This is a genomic window from Desulfopila sp. IMCC35008 (genome assembly GCF_010646885.2).
Lineage (GTDB): Bacteria > Desulfobacterota > Desulfobulbia > Desulfobulbales > Desulfocapsaceae > Desulfopila.
On sequence record NZ_CP050700.1, the window covers coordinates 1,411,981 to 1,438,664 of the forward strand.

A 26,684-nucleotide genomic window follows, 5' to 3' on the forward strand; every position below is an offset into this window, starting at 1 on the left:
TACTGGAAATTACTTGTAGCCAGCTTTGTCCATCAATTTGATTGCATCAGTTTGAAACGTACCGTAGACAGATACATTTAAAGGGCTCCCATGAAAGGTTCCCCAAGATGCAACAACCGGGTCGGGCTTGACAGCGCTATTAACGGGGAATTCCATATTCAAGGCTGCAAACTGGGCCTGGGCTTCTTCTCCAGCAAGCCATTCGAGGAGTTTAACTGCACCGTCCCTGTTGTCTGCATGTTTTGTTATACCTGCGCCGGAAACATTCATGTGAACTCCTCCCGATTCCTGAGTCGGCCAGAAAATAGCCAGGGGGATTTCAGGTTTTTTCTTCAGGAGTCTTCCGAAATAGTAGGTATTGACTATGGTTACGTGGCCGATGCCTGCTGCAACAGCTTCGAGCGCTTTGGTGTCGTTGCTGAAAGGTGCCGCAGCGAGATTACTAACCCATCCTTGAACAATCTTCGATGTTTGTTCTTCACCATGCTCTGCCAGGAGTGAAGCAACCAGGGATTGGTTGTACACTTTTTTAGATGTTCGCAACACAAGCTTCTTTTTCCATTCTTCACCGGCAAGCGCTTCATAACCGCTCAGTTGAGATGGTTGTACCTTTTCTGTGTTGTACACAATTGTTCGCGCACGTACTGACAAGCCAAACCAGTTACCAGCGGGGTCACGCAGGTTCGCAGGAACAGCAGCATCAAGTACTTCTGATTTCGTAGGTTGCAGCACACCTTCCTGGGCTGCATGCCAAAGATTTCCCGCATCTACAGTGATGAGCATATCTGCCGGTGTATTCTTCCCTTCCGCTTTCAAACGTTCGAGCAGTACACCTTCCTTGCCTGTTATGTATTCAATTTTCACCCCGGTGTTGGCTGTATATAAGTCAAAAAGAGGTTTGATAAGGTGTTCCTTACGAGCTGAATAGACTACGATTTTATCGGTTCCCGATGAAGCATAGGCGGGAAAAACGAAGAGTACGGATAAGACAAATAAAATAGCGCGTGAAAACATTTCTTTACTCCTTTAGTTGATGTTACTCTACAATATTCAAGACAACGTCCTTTATTAGGGCACCATTTAAAATTTTGGGGAACCTAATCTATTGAGTGGCAACTGTCAATTAAATACTACCACAATGTCGTATTGTTTTATGGCATTGTCAATGCGTCTTGGGATATGTCTCAAGAATTACATATCGTAACTGTCAAAAGACTTGATAGTGCAAGTGGGAAGATGAAGCGACACTCTTTACAGTAATCCAGTCCAGCCTTTTATCAGGTTGCCTTGAGAGGAATGTTCGCGCGCAATGATAATACAAGCAAGCATATAATGTGATGAAAATTCATTATAAATGCAAAAAAGATAGCGGAGGAAAACATTTCCAAGTGGAAAACTTACGAGGAAAAAGTTCCGCCGAATACAGCTTGACCAACAATAAACAAAGCTGTCAGTGTTGCCAGAGCACAATCCCGTCCCAATCCATTCCAGGTACGTCTCAGAATCCCTAGCCAGTAATAGTATCCGAAAAGTGTGGCGCATGAACTACATGTAATATCGCTTGCTTCACAATAACTTTTGAAAGTGATAGGCTATAAGGAAGTGGAAGTAAGAGTTGCTGAAATCTACGTCATTGCAGCCAGTGAGGATAAAGGTAACTTGAAATTTGAAAGAATCGCAATCAATCGAGAGGTGTGTATGTTTTCAAAGCTAAAGGAAATGAGATTTACCACAATGATGTTTGTAGTCATACTTTTCATCTCACTATTCACTATCTCAATTTTGTCTTATACGTCTATCAAGTCTTCAGCAACAGGCATGTATGGGCTCGGCGAAGAAGCATTAAGCACCATCCATAAGTCCATGATGAATTCGTTAAAAGCCTTGAACTATGAAATAAAGAGAAAGCTTGAAAGCAACCTGCGTTTTTTTGAATATGAGATGACGAAAGGAGAGGCATTATATCTCGATAACAGTTCAGCCCAAATAGCTGATTTTGATGTTCCGATAATGATGAAGGGCACCCAAGAGATCTATTTAGACAATCATTTTGTTGACGCAATAACAGAAGAAACTGGTGCCAAAGCCACAATATTTCAACTGGTTGATAATAAATTGTTAAGGATATCAACTTCTGTCATCAAGAAAGATGGCAAACGTGCTGTTGGAACATTTATTTCTCCAGACAGTCCAGTGTTTCAAGCTATTATGCGTGGTGAAACCTTTCTGGGAAAAGCCTTTGTCGTAGATGAATGGTATCTTACAGCCTACTCGCCCCTTTATGATATGGATAAAAACATCATCGGGGCTTTGTTTGTTGGTGATTATATGCTCAACAAACAGGTGCGGGATCTGATCAGTAGTACAAAAATGGGTCCGGGTTACTTTTTTGTCTACGGCCTGAAAGGGGAGTATCTTGTTCATCCTACACTCGGGCCGGATAAAAGTATATTCGACTTTCTGCCACAGTTCAAGGAACACCAGGGTGGGTTTATTGAATATGTATGGCAAGATCTCGAAAAAATTGCGTATATAGAGAAATTTGACGAATGGGATGTTTGGGTAGGTATTGGCATGAATCATGTCGACATAATAGGAGGTCTTGATAAGCAGCTCATTAAGCAAGCTGCTTTAATTGGTGCCTTTGTCCTGGCTATAGGAATATTCTTAAATTTTATTTTAGTAAAAGTGGTGAACGGACGTGTTCAGTCTATAGCTGATACTGCTGCAAAAGTCGGTGAGGGAGACTATAGGGTAAGGTTTAACATCAGTTCAAAGGACGCCCTGGGTGATCTTTCCAATTCATTGAACGAAATGGTTTCGAGCTCAAATAATGTTTTGAGTGAAATCAATGCATCATCCGAATCATTGGCCTCAGCAGCGACAGAACTGGCTGCTATTGCTGAGCAGTTGGTCACCAATGCCGATGAAACATCATTGGTTGCCGAGCAATCTGCAGGTAATGCCACTGAAGTATCTGCCAATATGGATTCTGTGGCCGCTGCATCCGAGCAATCCGCTACAAACCTCAATATGATCGCAGCTGCAACTGAGGAGATGGGTAATACTATCAGAGAAATTGCCGAAAACAGTGCAAGGGCAAGTTCAACGACTACAGAAGCTGTTGAAACTACGAAGAAATCACAACAGGCTGTTGAATCTTTGGGGACTGCCGCTGATTCAATCGGCAAAGTCACAGAGACTATTACCGAGATATCAGAACAAACCAACCTGCTGGCGCTTAATGCAACAATTGAAGCAGCGCGGGCTGGGGACGCCGGTAAAGGCTTTGCGGTGGTGGCAAATGAAATCAAGGAACTTGCCAGGGAGACCGCAAATGCCACAGGAAGCATCCGTGAAGCAATCGATCAGATTCAGGCGCAAACAGGTGCTACTATTACTGACATTGGCGGTATCTCAGAGGTTATTTCAAGTGTCAATGAAATCGTCCAGGGTATCGTTACTGCTGTTGAAGAACAATCCATCACGACCAATGAGATTGTTCAGAATGTCAGTCAGGCCTCCTCTGGTATCGCTGAAGTGAACGAGAATATCGCAAGCAGCAGTCAGATGACCAGTGATGTTTCTGAGGGAGTAGGACAGGTGAAAGAACGCTCGGTCGATGTTAAAAAAAATAGCGAACATGTTCAAACCGCAGCGGACGAGTTATCCAAATTGGCTGAGAATCTTTCCGCCCTGGTAATGAGGTTTAAAGTATAAAAGCAAAGAGCTTGGACTCGAATCAATATAAGTCGGATTCCCTGAGAGGAATCCGACTTATTAATTGCATCAAAAGTATTCGGGTTGCGACAAGCTGTGGTGAGTTACAACAGGTACTATCTGGTGCTGTGTCTATGGAGTAGTACTGCTTACTTGTGCTTTGGCAGGTGACGTAAGTAGTAAATCTTGATAGTCAAATATCTTTGTCTTCAAAATACTTGACAGTGCAATTATTGTTTGTAATATTCCTCCTGTTTTTTACAGGAGGAATATTACATGGAATTCGAAACAATACTTTTTGCAGCAATTCAGTCGAGTTTTTTACTGGGTCTTCTTCATGGAATAAATCCATGTGGGCACTCATGGCTTGTACTGGCTCCGTTTGTAACCGGAGAAAAGAATGGTGGCAGAGTAGCACTTCTTACGGGTGCTTTCCTGAGTGGTACCGCTTTGGCGTGTTTAGCCCTGGGGGCCAGTATCGGGGCAATTTCCCGCTTTGTACCTCTCCATATGGGTATCTGGGTAGAAATTGGAACATCCGTTATCCTGGTTATTCTGGGCATATTACTGGTTTACAATCCGCACCTGTTGCACAATCACCATCACGATGATCACCATGACCATTGCCATGGACACGGTGAAGAGCATGATAATCATGGTTGTACCCATCACGCACATAGCCATGATGATCACAGTAATCAGAATATTGTGGCCAACCTTCACAGGTTAACGAAAAAGACCCACCTGTTACCCTTTGCACTCTTTGGTATCGGTTTTGTAAATATGATAATACCGTGTCCGACAGCAGCGATTATGTATGGTTATGCACTCAATGCTGGCAGTGCTTTTTCAGCAACGTTAGTGTTTGGGACGTATGCATTCTCCACTGCAATAGCTGTCGGGGGAGTGATATATGTAATATTTAAAGCTACCAGTATGGCAAATTCGCTGCAGAAGGAATGGGTAGAACCAGTCGTTATGAGATTATCGGGCGTAATTATTGTATTCTTTTCTGTATATGGAATGTATCAAATATCAGTTTGAACAATTTTCCAGAGGCATGAATGAGATGAGCTTAGAGATTCTTTCGCATCAACTTGCTGAGTTTTATGACAAAATGGCATCCTGGGAGCACTCTATTGTTAAAGAGAGTGGGTTGTCTCCAGCTCAGATGCATACTGTAGAGATTATTGGTCATAACCAGAATATGAGGATGAAGGAATTGGCTGAACGGTTGGGAGTAACGACAGGAACCCTGACTGTAGGGGTAGATAAGCTGGAAAAGCTTGGACTTGTGGAACGCAAACCCCATGAAAGAGATCGCCGGTCCTGGCTTATCGTTTTAACCGATGTGGGTAAAGAAATGTATGAGCAACATCATAAATATCACCTGGAGTTCACAAACGAGATTTCGCGTGACCTTACCATGGAGCAGATTAATGATCTTACAGAACACCTCAGTATTATTCTCAAGAGATTATAGCCCTGAGGTTTCAACAGTTTTCATAACAACTTTTTACCAATCGTATTACATCCGCATCTTTTCAGGTTGAACTGGCAGCCCTATTCTTTCGAGTGGAGTACAGCATCAACAGAAGTGCCGAACTTCTCTATTGTGTAGGGTTTTTTCAAATATACAGACGCTCCAAGGTGCAATACCTCACGGGTTCGGTCTGTTTCAGAAAAACCGCTGGTTATGATCACTTTTTGATCCGGCCAGTGGTTGATGACCTCTTTATAGGTGTCCAGCCCATCTATGCCTGGGTCCATGATCATGTCCAGGATCATCAAATCGACCTTATTATTGTGGAGATATTTGATAGCTGCTTCACCTGATTCAACGCTATCGACTCTATACCCCAATGCAGTCAGGATAGCTGAGGCAATTTCACGTTGTTCTTCAACATCATCCACGACAAGGATCGATTCACCATTTCCTAGGTAGGTCTCCAGTTTTTGAGCTTTGCTATCATCAGATATCTTGCGGGTCACCGGGAAATAGAGGGTGAAGCGGCTTCCTTTGTTTTCATGACTCTCAAAATCGATATACCCCTGATGGTCTTTGACTGTTCCCCAGACAACGGCCATGCCCAACCCGGTCCCACTACGGCCCATTTTCTTTTTGGTATAGAATGGCTCGAAAATTCTATTGAAATCATCAGGAGATATCCCCAGCCCTGTGTCCTTGACGGTTAGGGAGACATAGTCGCCTTCATTCACGACATCGTATCCTTTAACAGGACGATCAATATAGCAGTTTTCTGTTGATATGGTCACGCGGCCGGCTGACGGAATTGCCTCCAAGCCGTTGGCAACAAGGTTCATCAATGTTTTGGAGAGATGTACCGGCGAACCTAAAATATTCAACAGGCCCGGTTCCAGCCGGCGGTCGATGGTGACATGTGTATGATGGGAAGCCAGTTCATGGTACTCCGGACTGTTAAAATAATCTTCCACTACATGGTTCAGGTTAACCACGTTCATGGTGGCAACTCCCCGGCGAGCCATAGTCAACAAATCCTGAACAACCGCAGCAGCACGTTTTCCTGAAGAAAGGATGGTATGAATAGGCTCACGAAGTTTGCTCTCTTTCGGAAGTTGCATCAGCAGGAGTTCCGGGTAGGTTACGATACCTGACAGGATGTTGTTTAAGTCATGTGCAACACCACCGGCCAGGGTTCCCAGGGCTTCCATTTTTTCTGCACGACGCAACCGGGAGGTCAACTCTTCTTTTTCCTCAACAGCTTTCTTTTGATTGGCTGTACCGATTGCCAACCCAATGATATCTGCGATAGAGGCAGCAAAATTGATTTCGTCCAGATGCCACTTTCTCTCACTGCTTATCTGGGAGAAACTCACCCAGCCGGCAAACTCCCCATGTTCCTTGATGCCTGCTATCAGGAGCGATTGAATATTGCGGGAGGAGAGATAATTCTGAGAAACGAGTTCCGTCAACCACTCATCACTGTTGACGTCCCGGGCTACAATTGTTTTGCTGTTGATCAGGGTTGTCATGAAACGCGGGTAATCAGCCATCAGGAAAGGCTGTTTATCAGGTGCAACGCTTTTACCGTCGATGACCAACATCCTGCACGTACAGGATAAACCTTCCTCGTTCAACAACCAGACGCCACACCGATCGGCATGGAGGGTTTTTGAAGCCAAAGACACAATTGTATCAAATGATGTTTCCAGGTTTCCGCTATATAGGGATTGATTGCCAGCGAGATGAAGCAAGGAATTGTTCTGATTTCGCAAACGTTCCTCGATTTCCTGCTGGAGTGTCTGAATCCTTTTTCGCTCAACTATTTCCTTTTCAAGATCCTGAGTGCGGTTCTTAACTGTTTCTTCCAGGTTGTCACGGTGTTGTGAAAGTTCCTCCTGGATTTTCTGTCTCCGCCCGATTTCCCCTTCCAGGTCCTTGTTAACATTTTCCAACTCCGTTTTGGATTTCTCCACATCGCTGATATACGCCTGGACGGTATCAGCCATTTCATTGTACGCGCGAGCCAGCTGTCCCATCTCGTCATTTGATTGCATTTCCAGCCGGTGGCTCCTTTCTCCCTGCTGAAAGCGGCGAATACCTGAAACGATTGAAATGATACGGGAGGTGAGAACGCCTGCCATAATAACTGCTATGAAGATGACAGCGGCGATCATCATCAAGGTATAGATGGACAGATTGTGAAAGGTTTTCTGTAATGTTTGATGCAACTGTGTTATGTGGTCTGTCTTTTCCTGTTCAAGTTTATGGGCAAAATCGGATTCGATATCGCGTATTATTTCAGCAGTTTCCATGGCGCTGTGATGAAATTCATCGACATTGGCCCCGATAGTGACAAAGCCGAATCCGACTGGAGAATGCCGATACAGACCTGTGTGATATGGGATAGCAGCGGCAGTGGTTAGTTTCCAAAGCCCGCTCCAAAAGATGAGGAAAGAGCCCGACCCGCCTTTTTGGGTAAGATTGAGCCACCCGGTGCATTGAGGCGCAAAGTTCAGATAACGGCAATCAAGTCCCAGCATGCCGGCTTGAGTCAGAGACGAAGCCGGTTTTTTGTCAAGACTCTGCTCCTTGAATGTGGGGGCCTGTGTTTCGAATTCAGTCATGGACATGCCGGTTTCCTGCCATAAGTCGTACATTTCTTCATCTAACCAGGGCACCGCCTGCCCTCCTGTGGCAGGGTCATAGCCAACAATGAAATAGTCTCTTGGGTGCGAAATATTTCGCCCCTTGTTGTCCCACATAAAACCGTAGTTTCCGCTTCCTGCGTCGGAAATTGCTGAATATCGCTCTGCGGTCGGTACAAGATGGTCCGTAAACTCCATGATATGGGTGTGGTCAAGAGCCAGGGTAACGTATCCGACTATACGGTCTCCTTCTACAACCGGGGTCCCCCATCGCACCAGCCCCTGAAATCGTCTACCAACCGGATTTTCCTTTCCTGCATACCCGGATAACTCCGGCTTAAATTCAATTCCCTTTTCTTTTGCTCGTATTTTACTGTAAGTGCCTATCATATGCCCTTCAATATAGGGCCCGATCACTTCTGATACGTAGATTTCTCCGGGGGATAGTTTCTGCAGGGCCTCAAAATATGTTTCTGACCGACAATATGTATTGGCTGGATCCGCCACATTTTGTTTGGCAGATGGAAGTGTTGCAGAGGTACCTGCCTTTATGATCTCGTTGCCGGAAAGGTCAATAAAGGTCATTTCCAGGTAGAGTGGTCGATTTTGCAGTATGCTGTCACGATCAGGGGCTCGATAATGAAAATCCTTGCTGTTATCTTTATTAGTGGCTGTAATAGCAGGCTCATCGCCAGAAATATCTTTAGAACTGCTAATCCACTGCTCTCCATTTTCATTCATTACCCAGGGATGATGGAGAATGACGGGACGAAACCGTGACTCAAGAAACTCTCTGTATTTTGATCCATCCACCTCCAGTTTTGATGCGAGCAGAATATCTAAATCTCTGTCGTACAGAAAATCGGCCACCTGCTTGGCTGTGTCTGTAGTAAGTCTCTCAATGGCCTCCCTGGATTTTTCATCCAGTGCACGGATAGAATTCTCCGTTGATAATTTTGAAACTCCACTCACAACTTCGTGAGTGTTTACGATCATCTGACTGGATTGTTTTTCAACGGAAACGGTCAGGTTTGCGATTTGCTCCCAGGCATACCATGCAAGGGCGACCAGCGGCAGAACTTTGATGAGGATGAAGATTATTATCAGTTTGGTTCGAATGCCAAGCGACTGCAGAGTCATAGGAGGCCTTGCTCACGTAATATGTCAGAATATTGGGACATCCCGAAGGTCTCTAACCTTCTTCCTTTGAGACTGGAATTATAGCACGTAGACCGGTTTTTCCCAACTTGAACTCCCCTGAAGCCCTTAATGACTATGTTGAAAAGATATGGAAACACAGGATTCTGTAAGAGAGTTCAGGTTCGATGTTCACAGGTTGGAATCAGGTAGCCTTCGCCCTCAAGGCATGATCAGTTAGTTCCCATCCTAAAACTGCTTTTTGGGTCAATATCTTCGTTATGCTCAAAATTTTTCACATGCTTCGATCCGGACCAGATAAGCGTAGACTTCGAAACGCCTGGTTTTAGGACGAAAACGAGTTAGGGGGTGCTGTATTGCTGCAGGTTTTTCAGTGGTTCACAGTATATCGGTCAGTTGCAGTCCAACTCCAATGCGGTTTACGTAACGATTATAATCAATCAAACTTTCGCCGTAACCAGAGAAGTACTGGATATATCCTTTGAGGTACGGATAGTCTAAAATTGGAAAGCTCCAGCCCAACTCCACCGCTCCTTTAGAAAATCCGGATTCGAGATTGTTACGGGCCATGAATGAAAAGGTGTGTCCCTGCTGGCTGTAGTTCAGCCATAGTTCCCCATGTCCATAATAATCCGTGATATCAGGGTTGTCGTCATCTTCAGAGTCCTCTGCTATCCGCATCCACGGTTTGATCATGAATGCCATGTTGTCCCGTTCAAAGGCAAAAAAACCATACACCCTGTTCCAGCTGCGTGAAAGGCTTCCCCCCTGGCCATTGGACATGTGGTTCATTCCTATGCCATTAACGGTATTGCTAAAGCCAAGTATTTCGAGCTTTTCCGGGCGGACCTGGAGCCACACCTCCGGCTCGTGATTGGTTTCACGAAATGGTGATGAAGCATCATCATTATAGAACTGCCAGTATGAATTTACGGTGTATCCAGCGAAAATATCCAAACGGTTATCGAATAGGTCGACCGCAAGCGGGGTTTTGATGCTGAGTTGGAATTGCACTTCCAAATCGTCTGTTTCGATATCGTCCAGGCCAAAAAAATCCTGGTATCGCGAGACGTCCCAACCTTGAAAATTGTAAGAAGCAACAAGTATGTAATTATTCTGATGGGACATGAGTGTGAACGGCTTCCTGATGTTGGAGTCGTCCACTGCCAGTCTCTCATTAATTCTTCCTTTTTTGTCTGCCTCTGCTCCATTGGTTTTTGTTGCGTCGATATCTTCTGTATCCACAAGCGGATTTGTACTACAGATGCGTCGGGCCTCACCGAGGGTCATTGTGTCCGGCGCAGTCATGACGAGGTCCTGTAGGCACCTGTTGGGTTCTGAAGGGGCTGCGGCAAGACATTCGACTGATACTATAGTGAGCACAATTATAACGGATAGGGCATAAAGCTGAGAGAGGTGTTTCATGGCTCTTTTGTTTATGGTGTTCATATTGCGTGTCGGATGTAACCGTTCGAAAATAATCTCCTGTTCAATATCACAATAAAAGTCCTCGAAATCTCTTGGTACAAAGTGTACCCGGAAGTCGCTCATTAATCATCAGATATACATGGTAATCTATACATTGCATAAGTTCTTCATGAAATTCCCGGGTTAGGACCGGTATATAGAATATTTTGGGGTAACAGACCCCCTAAAAAAAAACTCAAGAGGAATCTGCAGAGTTCTATCAGTAGCAGGGAGGTGGCACACCTCCATATTGCATAGCAGGAAGTGATTTTGAAATCTAAATCGGGGAGACAGCAAAACACATCCTGGCTCAACCGGATGCTCCTGGATGAGTTGTGATTACAGAGGCGTAATGCTTTGTGCACTGACAGATCTTATCTTCATGCATATACTACAAAGTGACAGAAACACTTTAAAGGAGAACTCATATGCAAAGAAGAGACTTCATTAAATCGGTTGTTGCAGGTGCAACCCTGGTTTCAATGGGTAGATACAATGTCTTTAGCCCTGCGACTGTTTATGCCGGTGAGGGCAATAAACCTTACCAGTCAAGGTTGCCTGTACCACCCATTTTAGAGCAAGGAACAAGTGCCGGCAGTAAAAAAAGTCCCTATGTCTTTACCGCTGACTATGGGGAGCAATCATTCTGGCCGGGTACATCAACAGAAACTCTTGGCTATAACGGCAATTATCTTGGGCCGACCATAAGGGTTACAGATAAAGAGAAGGTACGATTTAAGATCCATAACAAATTAAAAGAGGTCACTACTGTTCACTGGCATGGCTTACATGTTCCAGCCAAATGGGATGGCGGACCGCATCAGACTATTCAGCCTGGTGAGACATGGTACCCTGAATTTCAAATAAAACAGCAGGCTGCTACTCTCTGGTACCATCCTCATGCAATGGGTTTGACTGGCGAACATGTGTATCGGGGGCTTGCTGGCCTGTTTATTATTGAAGATGAAATTTCAAGTAACCTGCCCATTCCCAAAGACTATGGTCTTGACGATATTCCTCTAGTCCTCCAGGATCGGAGATTTTTTGACACTGGAGAATTTGCATATGTTCGATCCATGCATGATGTCATGCATGGTGTTCGAGGGAATTACCTTCTTGTAAATGGCATGATTCAGCCTTTTCTGGAGGTTTCAAGAGGGCTTACCCGGTTCAGAGTACTAAACGGCTCAAACTCTTCCATTTACCGGTTACGACTGTCCGGTGAAAAAGTCATGGCTGCGATAGCAAGTGATGGTGGTTTCCTTGAAAAGCCAGTGGTCCGAAAGGAAATTATTCTGTCCGCCGGGGAACGGGTGGAAATTCTCATTGATTTCTCTCAAGATTTGGCGGGTGACAAGGTTCGGCTTAATGTCGATCAATATGGCGGCAGCAGTTTCGAAGCCATGGAATTTATTGTTACGAAGAAAAGTGGTAAATATCTAAAAATACCATCATTTTTGCGTGCAATGGACAGGGTCGATGAAACAGAAGCAGAAAATACAAGGCTTTTTAGCATGGAGACTATGTCGGGCAGGGGCAGGGGCATGATGATGGGGGGCGGTAGATTGACCATCAATGGTAAAAAAATGGATATGAATAGAATCGATGAAATAATTCCTTTAGGTTCAACAGAAATATGGGAATTGGTTAATACCTCTTCTTCAATGATGCAACTGCCCCATTCTATGCATTTGCATGATGTTCAATTCAATATCCTGGATAGAAACGGTCAACCACCCGACCCTCTTGAATCGGGAAGGAAAGATACAGTTTTCTTATGGCCCAACGACAAGGTGAGGATTATTGCACGGTTCCTTGATTATACAGGAATTTATATGTATCACTGCCATATGCTGGAACATGAAGACGATGGTATGATGGGACAGTTTGAGGTTGTTGACCGTCTCTAATGTCAATTGAACTGTATCAGTATCCTGGAAGGTAATGGTTACTGTGCAAAGGCGTCGGGATCAATAGAAGGCCAGGACTGGGTATATTCGTCCTTCCTGAGAGTGCTATAAATGAAAATCACAAAGCTGGAACCAGAGAAAAAGCAAGGGCTGGTGGTCGTCATTACCGGCAAGGGCAAGGGCAAGACCACCAGCGCTATGGGGATGGCTCTTCGTTCTGCCGGCCATGGCATGAAGGTCTGCATTATCCAGTTCATGAAAGGTGATATTTACTCTGGAGAGTGGGATGGAGTAAAACTTCTTGACGACCTTGTCGAGTTGACACCAACAGGTAAAGGGTTTTGCGGAATCCAGGGAAACCCCTACCCATTTGAGGAGCATCGGCAGAATGCCCAGGACGCCTTGCTTCTTGTCGATCAAAAAATGCAGTCAGGTTTATTTCAAACCCTTATTCTCGACGAAATTAACAATGCACTTGAGTTGAAGCTGGTTGATCTTGAACAGGTTTTGAATATCCTCAGGAATCGTCCGCCAGAGTTACACCTTATAATGACTGGCAGAGACGCGCCCCCAGAGATTGTTGAGATAGCCGATACGGTGAGTGAGGTACAGGAGATAAAACACGCCTATCGTCGGGATATAGAACCCCAGCCCGGTATAGATTACTGATCTCGCTGGTATTTTTGTAATATCTGAAACCTGCACCCACTTTGTACCTTTCGATTGCCGATATGACTCGTGGTCGCAAAATACACAAAAAGTGTTGCGGCTTCATTAAGATGAAATGCTTGGTGTTTTATGCAAGTAGTTTTCATTCACTGAATTGCTTCAGCATAAAGTCGGCAGCATCCGCACGTGAAATTATGTTCGTCACTGTTTTTCCCTCAGTTGAATATCCATGTTGGTATGAACCTGTATACTCAACGTCGGTTAAGGCAGCAGGGCGAACGATTATCCACTCCAGGCTCTCTTTGATATAACTCTCCTGAGTCTCATGATCTGCAAACACAAGGCCCAGCATGAATGCCACCAATAGGTTTATATATGAACGGTAGCGCCTTTCTACTATCGCTATGTCACGTTCTGCCTTTGCGGCCCGTTTCAAAGAACTCGTTGGGGAATCACCGATGCAATACATTACCCAGTGGAGAATGAATTTGGCCTTGACCTGGCTCAGGAAGGAAGATATGTCTGTGGCTGAACTCGCTAACCGTCTCGGCTACAAATCCGAGGCTGCGTTCAGCCGTGCTTTTAAGCGCTTCATCGGTGTTTCTCCTGGAGTAGCCCGGCGAAATGCTCACATTGCGAACAACAAAGACGCATGAAAAAGAAAATAATGTTTAAAAAACAAGGTGACACCAACGCAGCACTCGCAATATGATTTTCACAGGTTATGAGCCCTGTTTCATAGATTATCCGGTACGCCATTTCCGGTCTTGTTGGTGTGTCCCCGAATTCATTTAACCTGCGTGCAGGAGGTGTGATATATTTTAGTAGAGTATTTTATATGACTCCGGAGGGCAGGCAAAGAGTCCGCATTAAGAAAAGCTATTTTAAGCAAAAGTATCAATTGTGTAAGAATGTCCAACAAGAAACGGCAAGCACTGCATCATGAAGAACATACCATTGAAGTCGCCGAGATAATCGACCGTACTCCTGAACTGCACGATAAGAACACTTATTTCAAGGCTGTTACAGATTCAACCAGAGACGCTATCATTATTATAGATGACAGGGGTTGTGTTATCTTCTGGAATCCTGCTGCTGAGCAGATCCTGGGGTATGCAAAAGAAAAAATTATCGGTAAAAACCTGCACGATGTCCTGGCCCCTGAACATTATCTTCAATTGCATAAAGATGCTTTTGTCAAATTTCAACGTAAAGGGATTGGTGCTGCAATTGATAATACTATAGAGCTTGAAGCCCGCCATCAGGATGGGCATGAGATCTCAATTGAGCTTTCTTTATCCAGAATCCGGTTTCAGGGCAAATATCATGCTATTGGTATCGTCCGAGATATTACGGAGCGTAAAAAAGCTGAAGAAGATTTGAGAAAAAGTGAAGAACGTTTTAAGGCGCTGCACAATGCCTCTTTCGGCGGCATCCTTATTCACGACAAAGGGGTTATTCTGGACTGTAACAGAGTGCTGTCTGAAATTTCCGGCTATTCTATTGAAGAGCTTATTGGAATGGATGGGTTGTTATTGATTTCCGAGGACTTCAGGGAAAAAGTCATGTCGAATATGCAGGCCGGTTATGAAAAACCCTACGAGGTGGTGGGATTGAGGAAGAGTGGTGAGGAGTACCCCTTACGCCTTGAAGTAGGAAATATTCCCTATAGAGATCGGAATATGCGGGTCGTAGAGTTTCGGGATATTAGCCATCAGAAGAAGTTGGAGGCGGAACGGGAAGTGTTGCAGGAGCAGCTGAGACAGGCCCACAAGATGGAAGCTATCGGCACGCTTGCAGGTGGTATTGCGCATGATTTTAACAATATGCTTGGAGGTATAATGGGGGCTGCGGAGATGATGGCCTTACATCTTCCCAAAGATGAACATATAGAAAAGTATCGAAAAATTATCGTCAAATCAGCTGAAAGGGCGGCAAATTTAACTGAGCAGTTGCTGACATTTTCCAGGGTCAGCCCCAGGACGTCGACTGCCCTGGATATTCACGAGGTGCTGGGAGAATCTCTGGTACTTGTAAGGAATACGATTGATAAGAGAGTAAGCCTGAAAACGGATTTTACTCAGGAAACCAGTACGGTTGTCGGCGATTTTTCACAATTGCAAAGTATGCTGCTGAATTTGTGCATTAACAGTGCCCACGCAATGCCCGAGGGCGGTGTAATAGATATCCGCACACAGACCTGTGCGCTTGATGAAGCCGCTTGTCGGGATTATGCAGCTTTTGACCTTATACCAGGACGGTATATTGAAATACAAATCAGTGACACAGGAGAAGGGATTGAGCCTGAACATCTGCCAAAAATTTTCGATCCGTTTTTCACGACCAAAAAGCAGGGCAAGGGTACAGGGTTAGGGCTTGCCTCTGTTTTTGGGGCAATGCAGCAACACCAAGGCGCGATAACTGTCACGAGCAGGGAGGACGTTGGGACCGTCTTTACCTTGCTTTTGCCACTTTCAAATAGTTCTATTATACAGCAGCAGGCGGAACCCGGAGTATTAAGAGGAAGGGGGCGAGTACTCGTCGTTGATGATGAAGAGGTGATGAGGTCCACTGCCAAAGGAATTCTCGAAGATCTAGGCTACACGGTCATAACAGCAAAAGACGGGAAAGAAGCCCTGGAGCTATTCAGAAAAACAGAAGAGCGGATAGATCTCGTGCTTTTGGACATGATTATGCCGGTTCTTAACGGTAAAGATTGTTTTCGGCGTTTACGCAAAATGGATTCTGAGGTTTGCGTTGTTCTCTCATCCGGTTTTACCAGAGAGGAAGACCTGCAAGATATGCTGGCTGAGGGATTGAAAGGATTTATTCGAAAACCCTACAAGAAAGGAGAGTTGAGCCGATTGGTGTATCAGGTTCTGAGCACTGCGTGATTGAATTAATCCTGATGCTCTTCAGGGTTATCAACTCCTAGTTGGCTGACCGCCCACGAATGCATCATTTCAAGAATAGGAAAAGCTGAACATCCGAGTTCAGTAAGACAATACTCAACACGTGGAGGAACCTCCGGGTATACAATTCTAACTACAAGTCCATCTCGCTTCATCTCTTTCAATTGCTGAGTTAGCATTTTTTGACTCACAGCCGGCACTATTCGTTCAAGTTCTTTATAACGCTTCGTTCCCTCATTTAAATGCCATAACATCAGACAGTTCCATTTTCCACTCAGCATATTCATCGAGACTTCTACAGGACAATGAAACTCTTTATTGTTCCACTGGATCATGGCCTATCGCTCCTTATCTTTAAAAAAAGATATCCTCTAACATCCTCTATTACAGGCAATACATACCAAAAGGTTCGTGCCGAACAAAATAGTGCCTTCTTTTGTCATTATCTCAAATGTTTATAGTGTAAGTGTATCAGTCGCAAATATTTATTAAACATGCAAACAGGAGATAACAATGACATACCCGAGAACATTTTCCCACATTGGAATATCAGTAACCGATCTTGAAAAAGCTGTAGAATTTTATACCAGGGTATTTGGCTGGTACGTGATTATGGCTCCCACTGAAATTGTGTCAGATGATTCAGCTATTGGTGTGATGTGTGATGACGTTTTCGGGCGAGGATGGGAACGGTTTAGAATCGCACACCTTGCTACCGGGGACAAAATAGGTGTTGAAATATTTGAGTTCAAGAACGCAGAACTCCGAGAGGGTAATTTCGAATTCTGGAAAAATGGAGTGTTTCACTTTGCTGTTCAGGACCCTGATATTGAAGGTCTCGCAGCAAAAATTGTAGAAAACGGTGGGAAGCAGAGGATGCCGATAAGAGAGTATTATCCAGGAGAGAAGCCGTATCGAATGGTATATTGTGAAGACCCTTTCGGAAATATACTCGAATTATACTCCCATAGTTATGAGCTGACTTATGCTGCAGGTGCATATCAGGATAAGCTGTAAACACGAACCCGTACTTCTTATGAGCATTGCGTCAATTCAGGATTTCATTCGATCTTGCAGTTTGTTAAAGCAATTTCCGTATATGACTGAATTGACACAATGCTCACCAGAGGCCAGGCCATGCGGTACCGTCTTCGGGAGTTTTCTTAATAGCGCTCACCAGCGACCTTGAAGTTCTGAGAAAAAGTGTCTAATTCTTCTTGCTCTTTGTTATTCAAAGTAATTGCCTGAGCAGCCCAATTTAAATTCAGATATTTAGAGTGCCGTGTCCCCGGTATTACAGCGATATTATCACCTTGAGCAAGCACCCATGCCAATGCCACTTGTGAAGGTGTAACGCCTTTTTCATTCGCAATTTTTTTCACTTTCGCGACAAGCGGTAGATTGTTTGCAATAGCTTCTTCACTAAATCGGGGGTTACTTAATCGCCAGTCATTTTGTTCGAGGTCCTCACGTTTGTTTATGGTTCCGGTTAAAAAGCCTCGACCTAATGGACTGTAGCTGACAAAGCCAATACCAAGTTCACGCGCCTTAGGTAGAATACTTTCTTCAACATCCCGCGACCACAGTGAAAATTCAGTTTGTAGCGCAGAAATCGGGTGGGTCTTGTGGGCTTGTTCCAGGTCATCAGCGCTGGCTTCTGATAGGCCGATGTAGCGAATTTTACCTGCCTGAACCAGTTCGGCCATCGTGCCGATGGTTTCTTCAATTGGTACTTCCGGATCGGGGCGATGTTGGTAGTAAAGGTCGATATAATCTGTGTTTAAGCGCTTCAGTGAGGCGTCGCAGCAGGCTTTAACGTATTCTGGTGAGCCACTGATGCCTAGCCAGGAACCATCTTGTCCCCGTTTAATGCCGAACTTTGTGGCTAAAGTGATTTTATCACGGTGATTCGCCAGCGCCTTACCAAGTAATAACTCATTGGAAAATGGACCGTACATATCAGCGGTATCCCAGAATATGCAGCCGATTTCCAAGGCTTCATCAAGCAGTTTCAGGTTATTGGTGTTCTCGGCTTGGCCATAAAACTCTGACATGCCCATGCAGCCAAGTCCAACGGCAGGAACCTCCAAACCTTGCTGACCAAGTTTAACAATTTTCATTTTCCCTCCAGAATTTTTAACTTGAAATGTTTACCGACTCTTGAAAGTATAAGCCGTCAAAATTCTGTTGGCAAATTGCTTCCCAGTACCCTGAATTATCAAATCGTCGAGCAATCTCTACCCAGCTATTTGAGTTGTGCCGCAATCTCCATCGGGTCAACACCATTAGCAGCCCAGGCCATTGGCCTTTGTAAATCAAGGGTATTTAAACGACTCATGTCATCCTCGGGAATGAAAAAATCGAATAGTTCCAGATTCTCTCGTATTCGCGAGGGCTTGCTGCTTTTGGTCAAAACAGCATATCCTCGCTGCAAACCCCACCGTAAAAGTACTTTTGCTTCTGACACCTTAAGCTTTTCCGCCACATCTCTGGTTACATTCTGACATTCTGTTTTTATCTCAGAAAGGACTTCCCCTCCTTGCCCGTCTTCAATCCTCCAGGTTGATAACGGTGCGAGAGAACTATAACCAACAGGCTCAATAGAATTATTTTGCATAAAATTTGTCAGGTCTGTTTGAGCGCATATTGGATGAAATTCCACCTGATTGGCCTCTGGCATAGGTAAATCAGCATCCATAATTTCTTCGAGTCGTTCCTGGCTGTAGTTGGAAACACCGATATGCTTTGCAAGGCCTTGTTTCCTTAAATCAATGAGTGCATTCCATTGCTCTAAACGTAAAGAAGCAAATGGCGCATGAATCAGATATAAGTCAACGTAATCTAACTGGAGCGTTTTGAGTTGCTCTTTCAAGGTCGCGATCGACTGTTTATAGTTTTTTTCCTTTGAACCCCATTTTTCATATCCCGGGAAAAGTTTGGTCGTTACAAATACTTCATCTCTCGACAGACCTGACGCCTTAATTCCTTTACCGGTACCTTCTTCATTGTTATATCCCTCTGCTGAATCTATATGGCGAAATCCAGCCTTCAGAGCCTCGGCAACACAGGTCTCAGCTTGCATAGTTGAAAGTTGGTAGGTACCATAGCCCACAAGTGGCATTTCAATACGGTTACGTGAATTTTTTGTAATTTCCATGGTAACAATTCCTCACGATTTCATGGTTTTTGAATAAGGTTCCTCTGCAAACTGAATTCAAATCTTTGCTTCTTCTCCAATTCATAATAATCAGGTTAATTATAATACGGATAGGACTGTATCTGCTTGCCTATTGATATTCGAGATATGCCTATTTCTCTAGATTTTCTGAAGGAAAGATAGACAATGTTCTTTGGTCATATTATGCTGAATAAGAGGAGTGAAGGTCTATGGCTGATATTCAGGAACTAACAAATAGAGCAATTGAAATCCTTCATAGTAGTCAAGAGTCGGAGCTGATACTCAATAAGGATATTCAATTTCTACTTTTGAAGCAGGACTCCCCTTCGGATCTCAGTGCCACATTTTATGACTCTGCACTTTGCCTAATTCTACAAGGTGGGAAAGAGATCATTGCTGGTAGGCGGCGTTTCTCCTTTGGTGTCGGAGAGTTGTTGATAGTCAGCCACGAGATACCGGTTGTCTCAAAGATTACAGAGGCATCTGTATCTAAACCGTACATAGCACTGGTCCTGCGCCTCGACCATGCTATCATAAGAGGACTTCATGGTGAATATGCCCAAATCCCTTTTGATATGGACGGGGCTCGCTCTTTAGAGGTGAATGAGGCGAATAATCATATAATAGATTCACTTTTCAGGTTGCTGAATGCTACCCAGGTCGCAGCAGACTCTATCGTTCTTTTGCCGCAGATCCTGAGAGAGGTTCATTTCCGTCTGTTACAGGCTCCCTGCGGTGGTATGTTGAGAAGTCTCCTTCGGCATAATAGCCATGCCAGTAAAATCAGAAAAGCCATTTCACTCATTCGGTGCAACTATCGTGACCCCCTGGTAGTTGCTGAAGTTGCCAGATCTGTGGGAATGAGTGCCTCGTCTTTTTTTCATCATTTTAAAGTGATCACTGAGTCAACACCTTTGCAATACCAAAAAAACATAAGACTCATGGAAGCAAGAAGATTACTGGTGGACGAGGGTGAATCCGTCACGATAACTGCCTTAAAAGTTGGTTATGAAAGCCCGAGTCAATTTAGCCGGGAATATGTGAGAAAGTTCGGTTCAACACCGAGCAGCGACTCGAGAACCGGAGTCCTTAGCCCTAATTTCTCATGAACAATGTGTCGATTTTCCTCTCAACCAGCTGCCTGTATAGTATTCAGTGTTGTAACAGTGTATCTAGTCTATTATCGGAGTCTTCGTTTACCTATATACACTGCCAAAACATTCGCAGCCGGTACCATCTGAACTGACGAGAAGTTCGGGCTAATGGGAAAAGTTTAGTCAGAAAGGTTGCAACCAGATTAATTATGCTCGGTTAGATTAAAAAACATAAAGGTACAATATATGCGGAAAGTCTTTTCCGGACACTACTTGCCTATTGCCATTCTTGGTTTATGCGGTTATTTCGGTAATATCCTTGATCTTCCGATTTCTTTTGGTGTCTCCTTCATATTTGGCAGTATTTGTTCAGTAATTGCAGTAGCATATTTTGGCATTGGGCCTGGTCTTGTTGTCAGTCTGATTGCTTCCAGCTACACATACCACCTATGGAATCATCCTTATGCTATCATCATTTTCTTTCTGGAAATCTTGTGGATAGGTTGGTTTTTACGACGTGGGAAAAGCAATTTCCTCCTTATTGATCTCAGTTTCTGGTTACTCGTTGGGAGCCCACTTGTTTTTGTTTGTTACGGTGCATTGATGGGCCTTGGTTTTCAGAATGTTCTGCTCATAGCTCTAAAACAGTCAATTAATGGGACATTAAACACCTTGTTGGCCTGGATAATTCTCTCGCTGCCACTCGTGTTTACTCGGCCAATTGGGCCCTTCACGAAGCGGCACATCACCAGTGAACATGTGATTTTTCAATTTGCCGGGATGTTTTTACTGACATCTTCATTGCTGATGCTTTTGCTGTATACTCAAAGAGAGCTCAGGAATAGCCATGAAGATGTCACTCATTCCTTACAGTCAGATTCTGAAGCGGCAGCCAGTAATTTGAGTGAATGGATTGATAAACATGTAGTAGCTATCCAGGTTGTCAACGAAATAGTAACCGGGGACAGGAACCTTGTCTCCACAGCAAGTTTTCAGGAACAGTTGACTCGGATACGTTCACTTTATCCCGATTTTAACGATATTTACATTGGAGATAATACGGCACCTACCATTACCTTAAGGCCATTGATTAATGATGATGGTGAGGCAATTCTGGATTTTGATGTTGAAGACGAGATTTGGTTCAAGGAACTGGAGAGTAACAAAGGCCCAGTTGTGTCAGATGTGTTTTTTGACCGTTGGGGTATTTCTGTCCCCTTTTTCATTGTCAGCACTCCTCCAGGACGTACTGACAAGTTTAGCTACTTTGTGTCTGGCATTATTAATTTAAATAAATTGTTAAAGGTAATGAGCTTACAAGGTTCCGAGCATGGAAGAATCTTCAACCTTGTTGACAGGAACCAAAAAGTCTTGGTAAGCACAAGTCATAAATCCGAACAGTTGTTCGAGGCAAATTCTTTTGCCGATGCCCGGCAAATTCCTGTTGGCAATAACGTCATACTGGTGGTTCCCGGAGTAAAGAGGAACATCAGTATAATGCAGGCCTATAAAGACGCTTATTATTTAATCAGGATGCCAATTTCCGGTACTCCATGGTATCTCAATGTGGCGCACCCTGTGGCACCTCTTCAAAACGAGTACCACCATAATGCCATTCAAGGGCTTGCCTGTATTTTGGGACTCCTGATCATCATGACCTCTGCTATTTCTCTTTTAAGCAGGTGGCTGACGGCTGCTTTGCAAAAGCTTGCACGGGTAACAGTCAATTTGCCGCAAAAGATTGAAAAACAGGAACGTGTAACCTGGCCTTCATCCCGTCTCGAAGACGTCTCTAAATTAATACAAAATTTCCAGTTGTCGGCAGAGAGTTTAGCCAAGAGTTTTGAAAAAAACCATAAGGTCAATATCAGCCTTGAAGAGGCAGTGGCAAACCGTACACAAGAACTTCAGGAGGAACGTCAGCGTTTAGCTGAGGTTTTAAAGGAAAATACTATTATTCTGGAGAATACCACTGTCGGCATCACAATGGTACGGCAACGAAAACAGGTCTGGCAGAATTCTGCCGCTCTGGAACTTTTTGGTTACTCAGATGAGGAAGTAAAAAATCTCTCAACACTCAATTTTTATAGAAGCCAGGAGGAGTATGAAAAGATAGGAGCCGAAGCATACCCAGTATTGAAAAGAGGGGAGGCCTACCATACAGAAACTACTTTACGTCGGGCTGACGGCTCTGACATGGAAGTCAGCCTGCATGGGCAGGCTGTTAATCCTGAGTGTCCGCAGGACGGAAGTATCTGGATTATCGAAGATATAAGTGATCGAAAACATCTGGAAAAAGAACGGGAAAAGTTGATCCTGGAGTTGCAGACGGCATTAATGGAAGTGAAAACTTTAGGTAGCATGCTGCCGATATGCTCGTCGTGCAAGAAAATCCGTGATGATGAAGGCTATTGGAAGCAGATAGAAGAATATCTGGGAGAACACACGGGGGCGGAGTTCAGTCATGGTATTTGCAATGATTGTATAGAAAAACTATACGGCAATGAAGAGTGGTACAGAAAATCGAACAATTCATCGTAAGTATTTAAGGATGAAAAGGAGAGTTACACCCATACCTTTGGTTTTATCACCGAATAACTCCCTAAAAAACATTCCAGGGACGACCGCTTCGTCATAAGGCCGCAAAGTCAGCCGCGTTGATCTTGTACAGCTTGCTCGTTCGAGTAGACCGCTTCATTGACCTTGGAGTGTCCATAATCTATGGTTCTTCAGAACAACTCCATCTCATACCTGGGAGGAGACGGGGATAGTACTCGCGTTTAGTTGACGTGGAGCAGGTGGAACGATACAAATCGGTTCGGATGGAAATAAGAGAATATACATGCAATAACCCTGACTAGTTCGAAACTTTTTTCCACATCAGTCGAAATAAGTGGATATGGTCTTCTCTCAAGTCGGTGGAATTGAAGAGTCAATGAAGCCGGTTGTCTTTTTGACAAAATGAGAATCCGTCCTTATCACTGTTGTTGGCTCCAATTCGGGTTTTCATGAGAATTATTTTGTAAATCCGGAGGAGACGTAATTATCATACGCATAATACTACCAAAGGACATGCATCATGAAATGGCTCGTAATTTTAGACCCGATTGAAGGACTTCTGCCAGAGACAGATACGTCCCTTGCTATTATCACACAGGCAAGAAGTCAGGGTATAGAGGTTGATACCACAACCATTGATCTGCTTCACTTTTCCGGCCAGGCGAAATGTGTTGCCCTGGCTGCAGGTGGCACGGAGCATCCAAGAGGGTTAGGTGAGTACGACCTTATTTTCATGAGAAAGGAGCCTCCCTACGACCTTGCCTTCCATTACGCCACCCAGCTGCTCTCCCTGGCCGACACACGCGTGGTAAACAGCCCGGAATCTCTTCGGAATTATAATGAGAAACTGATAGCCCTGCCATTTGCTGCGTATATGCCTCCCACGCTGGTCAGTTCCCATCCCGGGCTGATAGGGGAGTTTATCGATAATCATGGGAGCTGCGTGATCAAGTCCCTCGATAGTTTTCAGGGGAAGTCGGTGCGCCGGGTAGAGCCGGGTCAGAATGAACCGGTGGAAGAATTCACTGACGGTGGCCGTTCTCCTGTGATGGTGCAGCAATTCCTCGAACGGGTATACGAGGGTGACAAACGTGTCATCATGCTTGGTGATAAGGTCCTGGGTGCCGCAATGCGAAAACCACGAAGCGGATACCATGCAAATTTTGCCAGTAGTGATGCCTTGAAGACCGGTCTTACTTCTCGTGAGCAGCGGATTGTTGACGAGGTCGGGCCATGGATGGTTGGGCAGGGCATACATTTTTCCGGGCTGGATTTTATCGGGGAGCAGTTGACCGAGATAAATATTACCTGTCCAACCGGAATCATCCAGATATCCAGATTGAACGAAACCGACCTGCCCCGGCAGGTTGTCGATTATTTTATAGAAATGTCAAGGTAGTGTACACATTATGGAAGCTCTTTCTATCACGAATCTGCAAAAGACTTATTCGGGCGGATTTGAGGCCTTAAAAGGCGTTGACCTGAAGGTGGCCCAGGGTGAGTTCTTCGGGCTGTTAGGCCCAAACGGGGCAGGAAAGACCACCACCATCGGTATCATCACCTCGCTTGTTACCAAGAGTGGTGGCAAGGTAGAGGTGTTTGGGGTCGATATCGACAAGGATTTTCCCCGGGCCAAGAAACTTATTGGCGTAGTTCCCCAGGAATACAACTTCTCCATCTTTGAAAAGGTGCAGGATATCGTTACGCAGCAGGCAGGTTATTACGGTATTCCCAGGGATAGAGCCCTGGTCAATTCAGAACGCTACCTCAGGCAACTAGGACTATGGGAAAAACGAAACAGCCCGGCCCGTGAGCTTTCCGGCGGGATGAAGCGAAGACTCATGATCGCCAGGGGGCTCATCCATGAGCCGGAACTGTTAATCCTCGACGAACCCACAGCCGGGGTGGACGTAGAATTGAGGCGCGGGATGTGGGATTTCCTCCAGAAACTTAACGATCAGGGAAAAACCATCATTCTTACCACCCATTACCTGGAAGAGGCGGAGCAGCTCTGTAATACTATAGCTATTATACGAGATGGCAGGGTCATCGAAAACACTGACAAGAAAACACTCCTAAAAAAACTGGATCAGGAGACGTTCGTGTTTGAGACCGGCCCGCAAGGCACCGATGAAATCCCGCCGATTGCGGGAACCAGTTTCAGGTCCATCGATGAGACGACCCTGGAGGTTACCAAATCAAAAGAGGGGTCCATGAATTCAATTTTCGATCATCTTTCAGCCCGCAACATTTCGGTCGAGTCCATGCGCAATAAATCAAACAGGCTTGAGGAGTTATTTCTGGAGCTGGTGGAAAAATGAAAGAGAACCTTATATCGCTTGGCGCAATCGCCAGAAAAGAAATTATCCGCATTTTCCGTATCTGGATCCAGACCCTGGTCCCACCGGTTATTACCATTAGCCTCTACTTTGTTATTTTCGGAAGCTTTATCGGCTCTCAGCTGCGTGAGATTGAGGGGTACAGCTATATGGCATTTATAGCCCCCGGCCTGATCATGATGTCGATCATAACCAACTCCTACACGAATACCGTTTCCTCGTTTTTCAGCGCCAAGTTTCAAAGAAACATTGAGGAACTGCTGGTAAGTCCGACCCCCAACTGGGTGATCATACTTGGCTATGTGTCCGGGGGGATGGTGCGTGGTTTAAGTGTTGGTCTGCTTGTCTCCCTGGTGAGTCTTGTTTTTATCAGACTGCCGATACACAGCATCTTCTACACCGCTCTTTTCGGCCTGTTGACCAGCTTTGTGTTCGCGTTGGCTGGCATGATTAACGGGGTGTTTGCCAGGAAATTTGACGACATCTCCATCATTCCCACCTTCGTGATTACCCCACTTACGTATCTGGGTGGTGTCTTTTACTCGCTGAGCCTCCTGCCAGGATTCTGGCAGGTGGTATCCAAAGTCAATCCTATTGTCTATATGGTTAACGGGTTTCGTTATGGCTTTTTGGGGGTTTCAGATATCAGCATTTCCGTAGGGCTGGTTATGCTGATTCTCTTTGCAGTGGCGCTCTTTTCAGCCAACCTCTATCTATTGAAAAAAGGGATTGGCGTGAGGACCTAGCGAGCGAGATTGCACCGTCCATTCAGTTACCTGATTACCCTCTAACTCAGTAAGGGATCCGGCGGAGGAACATGGGCGATCAGGTTCAGTTATATAAGTTCTTTGAAAAAACGTTCCCATCTTGGATGGGCAAACGAATCTTTTCGTGATATAGCAACCGTTGAGGCACGACCCACGATACGTTTTCGTTCTACAAACCCAAAGAACCTCGAATCGGCACTGTTATCACGGTTGTCACCCATCATGAAATAGTTTCCTTCAGGGATAGTGACAGGTCTGAAGGTGTTACGAGACGGTTGTTCCGGCATGATTTTCACAATATGGTGGTGCCCCAACAGGTCTTCCTTGAAGATGGCTGAGTTAGAGAGAACATCTATACTATCCTGATCACTCAGTCCTGCTTCAGCTTCCTCATATTGCAGGAATGTTCCGTTAATGAAGAGCTTGTTGTGTCGTAACCCTATTGTGTCACCAGGCAGACCCACCACACGTTTAATGAGGCGTGTACCGTCCTGGGGAGAATAAAAGACGACAATATCACCACGCCTCGGTTCGTCCCACGTAGCGAGGTGGATTGTGGTGTATGGTATTTTGAGGTCGTACGCCAGTTTGTTGACAAAAACACGGTCTCCCACCAAAATCGTTGGTTCCATCGAACCTGTAGGGATGTCGTTCCAATCCGCAATGGCGGATTTAAAAGAGGTTGCAATCAACAGGGCTATGGTGAAACTGAACCCCCATCCCTTACACCAGTTTTTTACTGTTTCTCTGTTCATCCTGCTATTCCTCTATGAGATTCGT

21 protein-coding genes are annotated in these 26,684 nt (G+C 44.8%); 13 read left to right on the forward strand and 8 right to left on the reverse strand.

The annotated features are described in order from the left end of the window. Nucleotides 1–9 precede the first annotated feature (9 nt). Complete coding sequence (locus GA520_RS06380; protein ID WP_163339032.1) at nt 10–1,014, reverse strand: extracellular solute-binding protein; 1,005 nt, start codon at nt 1,012–1,014, stop codon at nt 10–12. Between the two features lie 588 nt (nt 1,015–1,602). Between GA520_RS06380 and GA520_RS06385 the strand changes: the two genes are divergently transcribed. The 3 genes from GA520_RS06385 to GA520_RS06395 all read left to right on the forward strand — a co-directional run bounded on the left by GA520_RS06385 (nt 1,603) and on the right by GA520_RS06395 (nt 5,203). Next, entirely contained in the window at nt 1,603–3,720 is a 2,118-nt protein-coding gene (locus GA520_RS06385) for a methyl-accepting chemotaxis protein (protein ID WP_240910193.1), read from the forward strand. Nucleotides 3,721–3,996: 276 nt separating this feature from the next. After that, nucleotides 3,997–4,764 carry a sulfite exporter TauE/SafE family protein gene (locus GA520_RS06390; protein WP_163339031.1) on the forward strand — a complete coding sequence of 256 codons (768 nt, stop codon included), beginning with the start codon at nt 3,997–3,999 and terminating at the stop codon, nt 4,762–4,764. A 25-nt stretch (nt 4,765–4,789) separates the two neighbouring features. Beyond that, nucleotides 4,790–5,203, forward strand: coding sequence for a MarR family winged helix-turn-helix transcriptional regulator (locus GA520_RS06395; RefSeq protein WP_163339030.1), 414 nt, complete (start codon nt 4,790–4,792; stop codon nt 5,201–5,203). Nucleotides 5,204–5,283: 80 nt separating this feature from the next. Here GA520_RS06395 and GA520_RS06400 read toward each other — a convergent pair whose 3' ends face one another. After that, the gene (locus tag GA520_RS06400; protein WP_163339029.1) at nt 5,284–8,991 is read right to left on the reverse strand and encodes a response regulator; all 3,708 of its coding nucleotides are present in this window, start codon (nt 8,989–8,991) and stop codon (nt 5,284–5,286) included. A gap of 396 nt (nt 8,992–9,387) precedes the next feature. Next, the gene (locus tag GA520_RS06405) at nt 9,388–10,317 is read right to left on the reverse strand and encodes a phospholipase A (RefSeq protein WP_163339028.1); all 930 of its coding nucleotides are present in this window, start codon (nt 10,315–10,317) and stop codon (nt 9,388–9,390) included. Between the two features lie 587 nt (nt 10,318–10,904). On the opposite strand from GA520_RS06405, the gene GA520_RS06410 reads away from it, so the two are divergent. Continuing rightward, entirely contained in the window at nt 10,905–12,386 is a 1,482-nt protein-coding gene (locus GA520_RS06410; protein ID WP_163339027.1) for a multicopper oxidase family protein, read from the forward strand. 111 nt (nt 12,387–12,497) lie between these two features. Then, nucleotides 12,498–13,055, forward strand: coding sequence for a cob(I)yrinic acid a,c-diamide adenosyltransferase (locus GA520_RS06415; RefSeq protein WP_163339026.1), 558 nt, complete (start codon nt 12,498–12,500; stop codon nt 13,053–13,055). Nucleotides 13,056–13,197: 142 nt separating this feature from the next. Here the strand turns inward: GA520_RS06415 and GA520_RS06420 are convergent, their stop codons facing one another. Beyond that, nucleotides 13,198–13,407, reverse strand: coding sequence for an NAD(P)H-binding protein (locus GA520_RS06420; RefSeq protein WP_163339025.1), 210 nt, complete (start codon nt 13,405–13,407; stop codon nt 13,198–13,200). A 106-nt stretch (nt 13,408–13,513) separates the two neighbouring features. On the opposite strand from GA520_RS06420, the gene GA520_RS06425 reads away from it, so the two are divergent. Together GA520_RS06425 and GA520_RS06430 are read left to right on the forward strand one after the other, a co-directional pair. Continuing rightward, nucleotides 13,514–13,711, forward strand: a complete 198-nt coding sequence (locus GA520_RS06425) for a helix-turn-helix transcriptional regulator (protein WP_240910192.1) — start codon at nt 13,514–13,516, stop codon at nt 13,709–13,711. 255 nt (nt 13,712–13,966) lie between these two features. Continuing rightward, nucleotides 13,967–15,949, forward strand: a complete 1,983-nt coding sequence (locus GA520_RS06430; RefSeq protein WP_163339023.1) for a PAS domain-containing hybrid sensor histidine kinase/response regulator — start codon at nt 13,967–13,969, stop codon at nt 15,947–15,949. 5 nt (nt 15,950–15,954) lie between these two features. On the opposite strand, the gene GA520_RS06435 is transcribed toward GA520_RS06430, so the two are convergent. Beyond that, nucleotides 15,955–16,302, reverse strand: coding sequence for a helix-turn-helix domain-containing protein (locus GA520_RS06435; RefSeq protein WP_163339022.1), 348 nt, complete (start codon nt 16,300–16,302; stop codon nt 15,955–15,957). Nucleotides 16,303–16,480: 178 nt separating this feature from the next. On the opposite strand from GA520_RS06435, the gene GA520_RS06440 reads away from it, so the two are divergent. Further along, a complete protein-coding gene (locus GA520_RS06440; protein ID WP_163339021.1) occupies nt 16,481–16,984 on the forward strand; it encodes a lactoylglutathione lyase family protein in 504 nt (167 codons plus the stop codon). Between the two features lie 146 nt (nt 16,985–17,130). Here GA520_RS06440 and GA520_RS06445 read toward each other — a convergent pair whose 3' ends face one another. Further along, nucleotides 17,131–18,087: an aldo/keto reductase gene (locus GA520_RS06445; protein WP_163339020.1), complete on the reverse strand. Its 957-nt coding sequence runs from the start codon at nt 18,085–18,087 to the stop codon at nt 17,131–17,133. Between the two features lie 125 nt (nt 18,088–18,212). Beyond that, nucleotides 18,213–19,124, reverse strand: a complete 912-nt coding sequence (locus tag GA520_RS06450) for an aldo/keto reductase (protein WP_163339019.1) — start codon at nt 19,122–19,124, stop codon at nt 18,213–18,215. Nucleotides 19,125–19,354: 230 nt separating this feature from the next. On the opposite strand from GA520_RS06450, the gene GA520_RS06455 reads away from it, so the two are divergent. The 5 genes from GA520_RS06455 to GA520_RS06475 all read left to right on the forward strand — a co-directional run bounded on the left by GA520_RS06455 (nt 19,355) and on the right by GA520_RS06475 (nt 25,883). Continuing rightward, nucleotides 19,355–20,254 carry an AraC family transcriptional regulator gene (locus GA520_RS06455; RefSeq protein ID WP_163339018.1) on the forward strand — a complete coding sequence of 300 codons (900 nt, stop codon included), beginning with the start codon at nt 19,355–19,357 and terminating at the stop codon, nt 20,252–20,254. Between the two features lie 231 nt (nt 20,255–20,485). After that, complete coding sequence (locus tag GA520_RS06460; RefSeq protein WP_163339017.1) at nt 20,486–22,780, forward strand: PAS domain S-box protein; 2,295 nt, start codon at nt 20,486–20,488, stop codon at nt 22,778–22,780. Between the two features lie 538 nt (nt 22,781–23,318). Next, nucleotides 23,319–24,197 carry a hypothetical protein gene (locus GA520_RS06465; RefSeq protein ID WP_163339016.1) on the forward strand — a complete coding sequence of 293 codons (879 nt, stop codon included), beginning with the start codon at nt 23,319–23,321 and terminating at the stop codon, nt 24,195–24,197. A gap of 10 nt (nt 24,198–24,207) precedes the next feature. Further along, nucleotides 24,208–25,119, forward strand: a complete 912-nt coding sequence (locus GA520_RS06470) for an ABC transporter ATP-binding protein (protein ID WP_163339015.1) — start codon at nt 24,208–24,210, stop codon at nt 25,117–25,119. Next, the gene (locus tag GA520_RS06475; protein ID WP_163339014.1) at nt 25,116–25,883 is read left to right on the forward strand and encodes an ABC transporter permease; all 768 of its coding nucleotides are present in this window, start codon (nt 25,116–25,118) and stop codon (nt 25,881–25,883) included. The genes GA520_RS06470 and GA520_RS06475 overlap by 4 nt, the downstream gene beginning before the upstream one ends. An 89-nt stretch (nt 25,884–25,972) precedes the next feature. Here the strand turns inward: GA520_RS06475 and lepB are convergent, their stop codons facing one another. Beyond that, nucleotides 25,973–26,659 carry a signal peptidase I gene (gene lepB, locus GA520_RS06480; RefSeq protein WP_163339013.1) on the reverse strand — a complete coding sequence of 229 codons (687 nt, stop codon included), beginning with the start codon at nt 26,657–26,659 and terminating at the stop codon, nt 25,973–25,975. Nucleotides 26,660–26,684 lie beyond the last annotated feature (25 nt).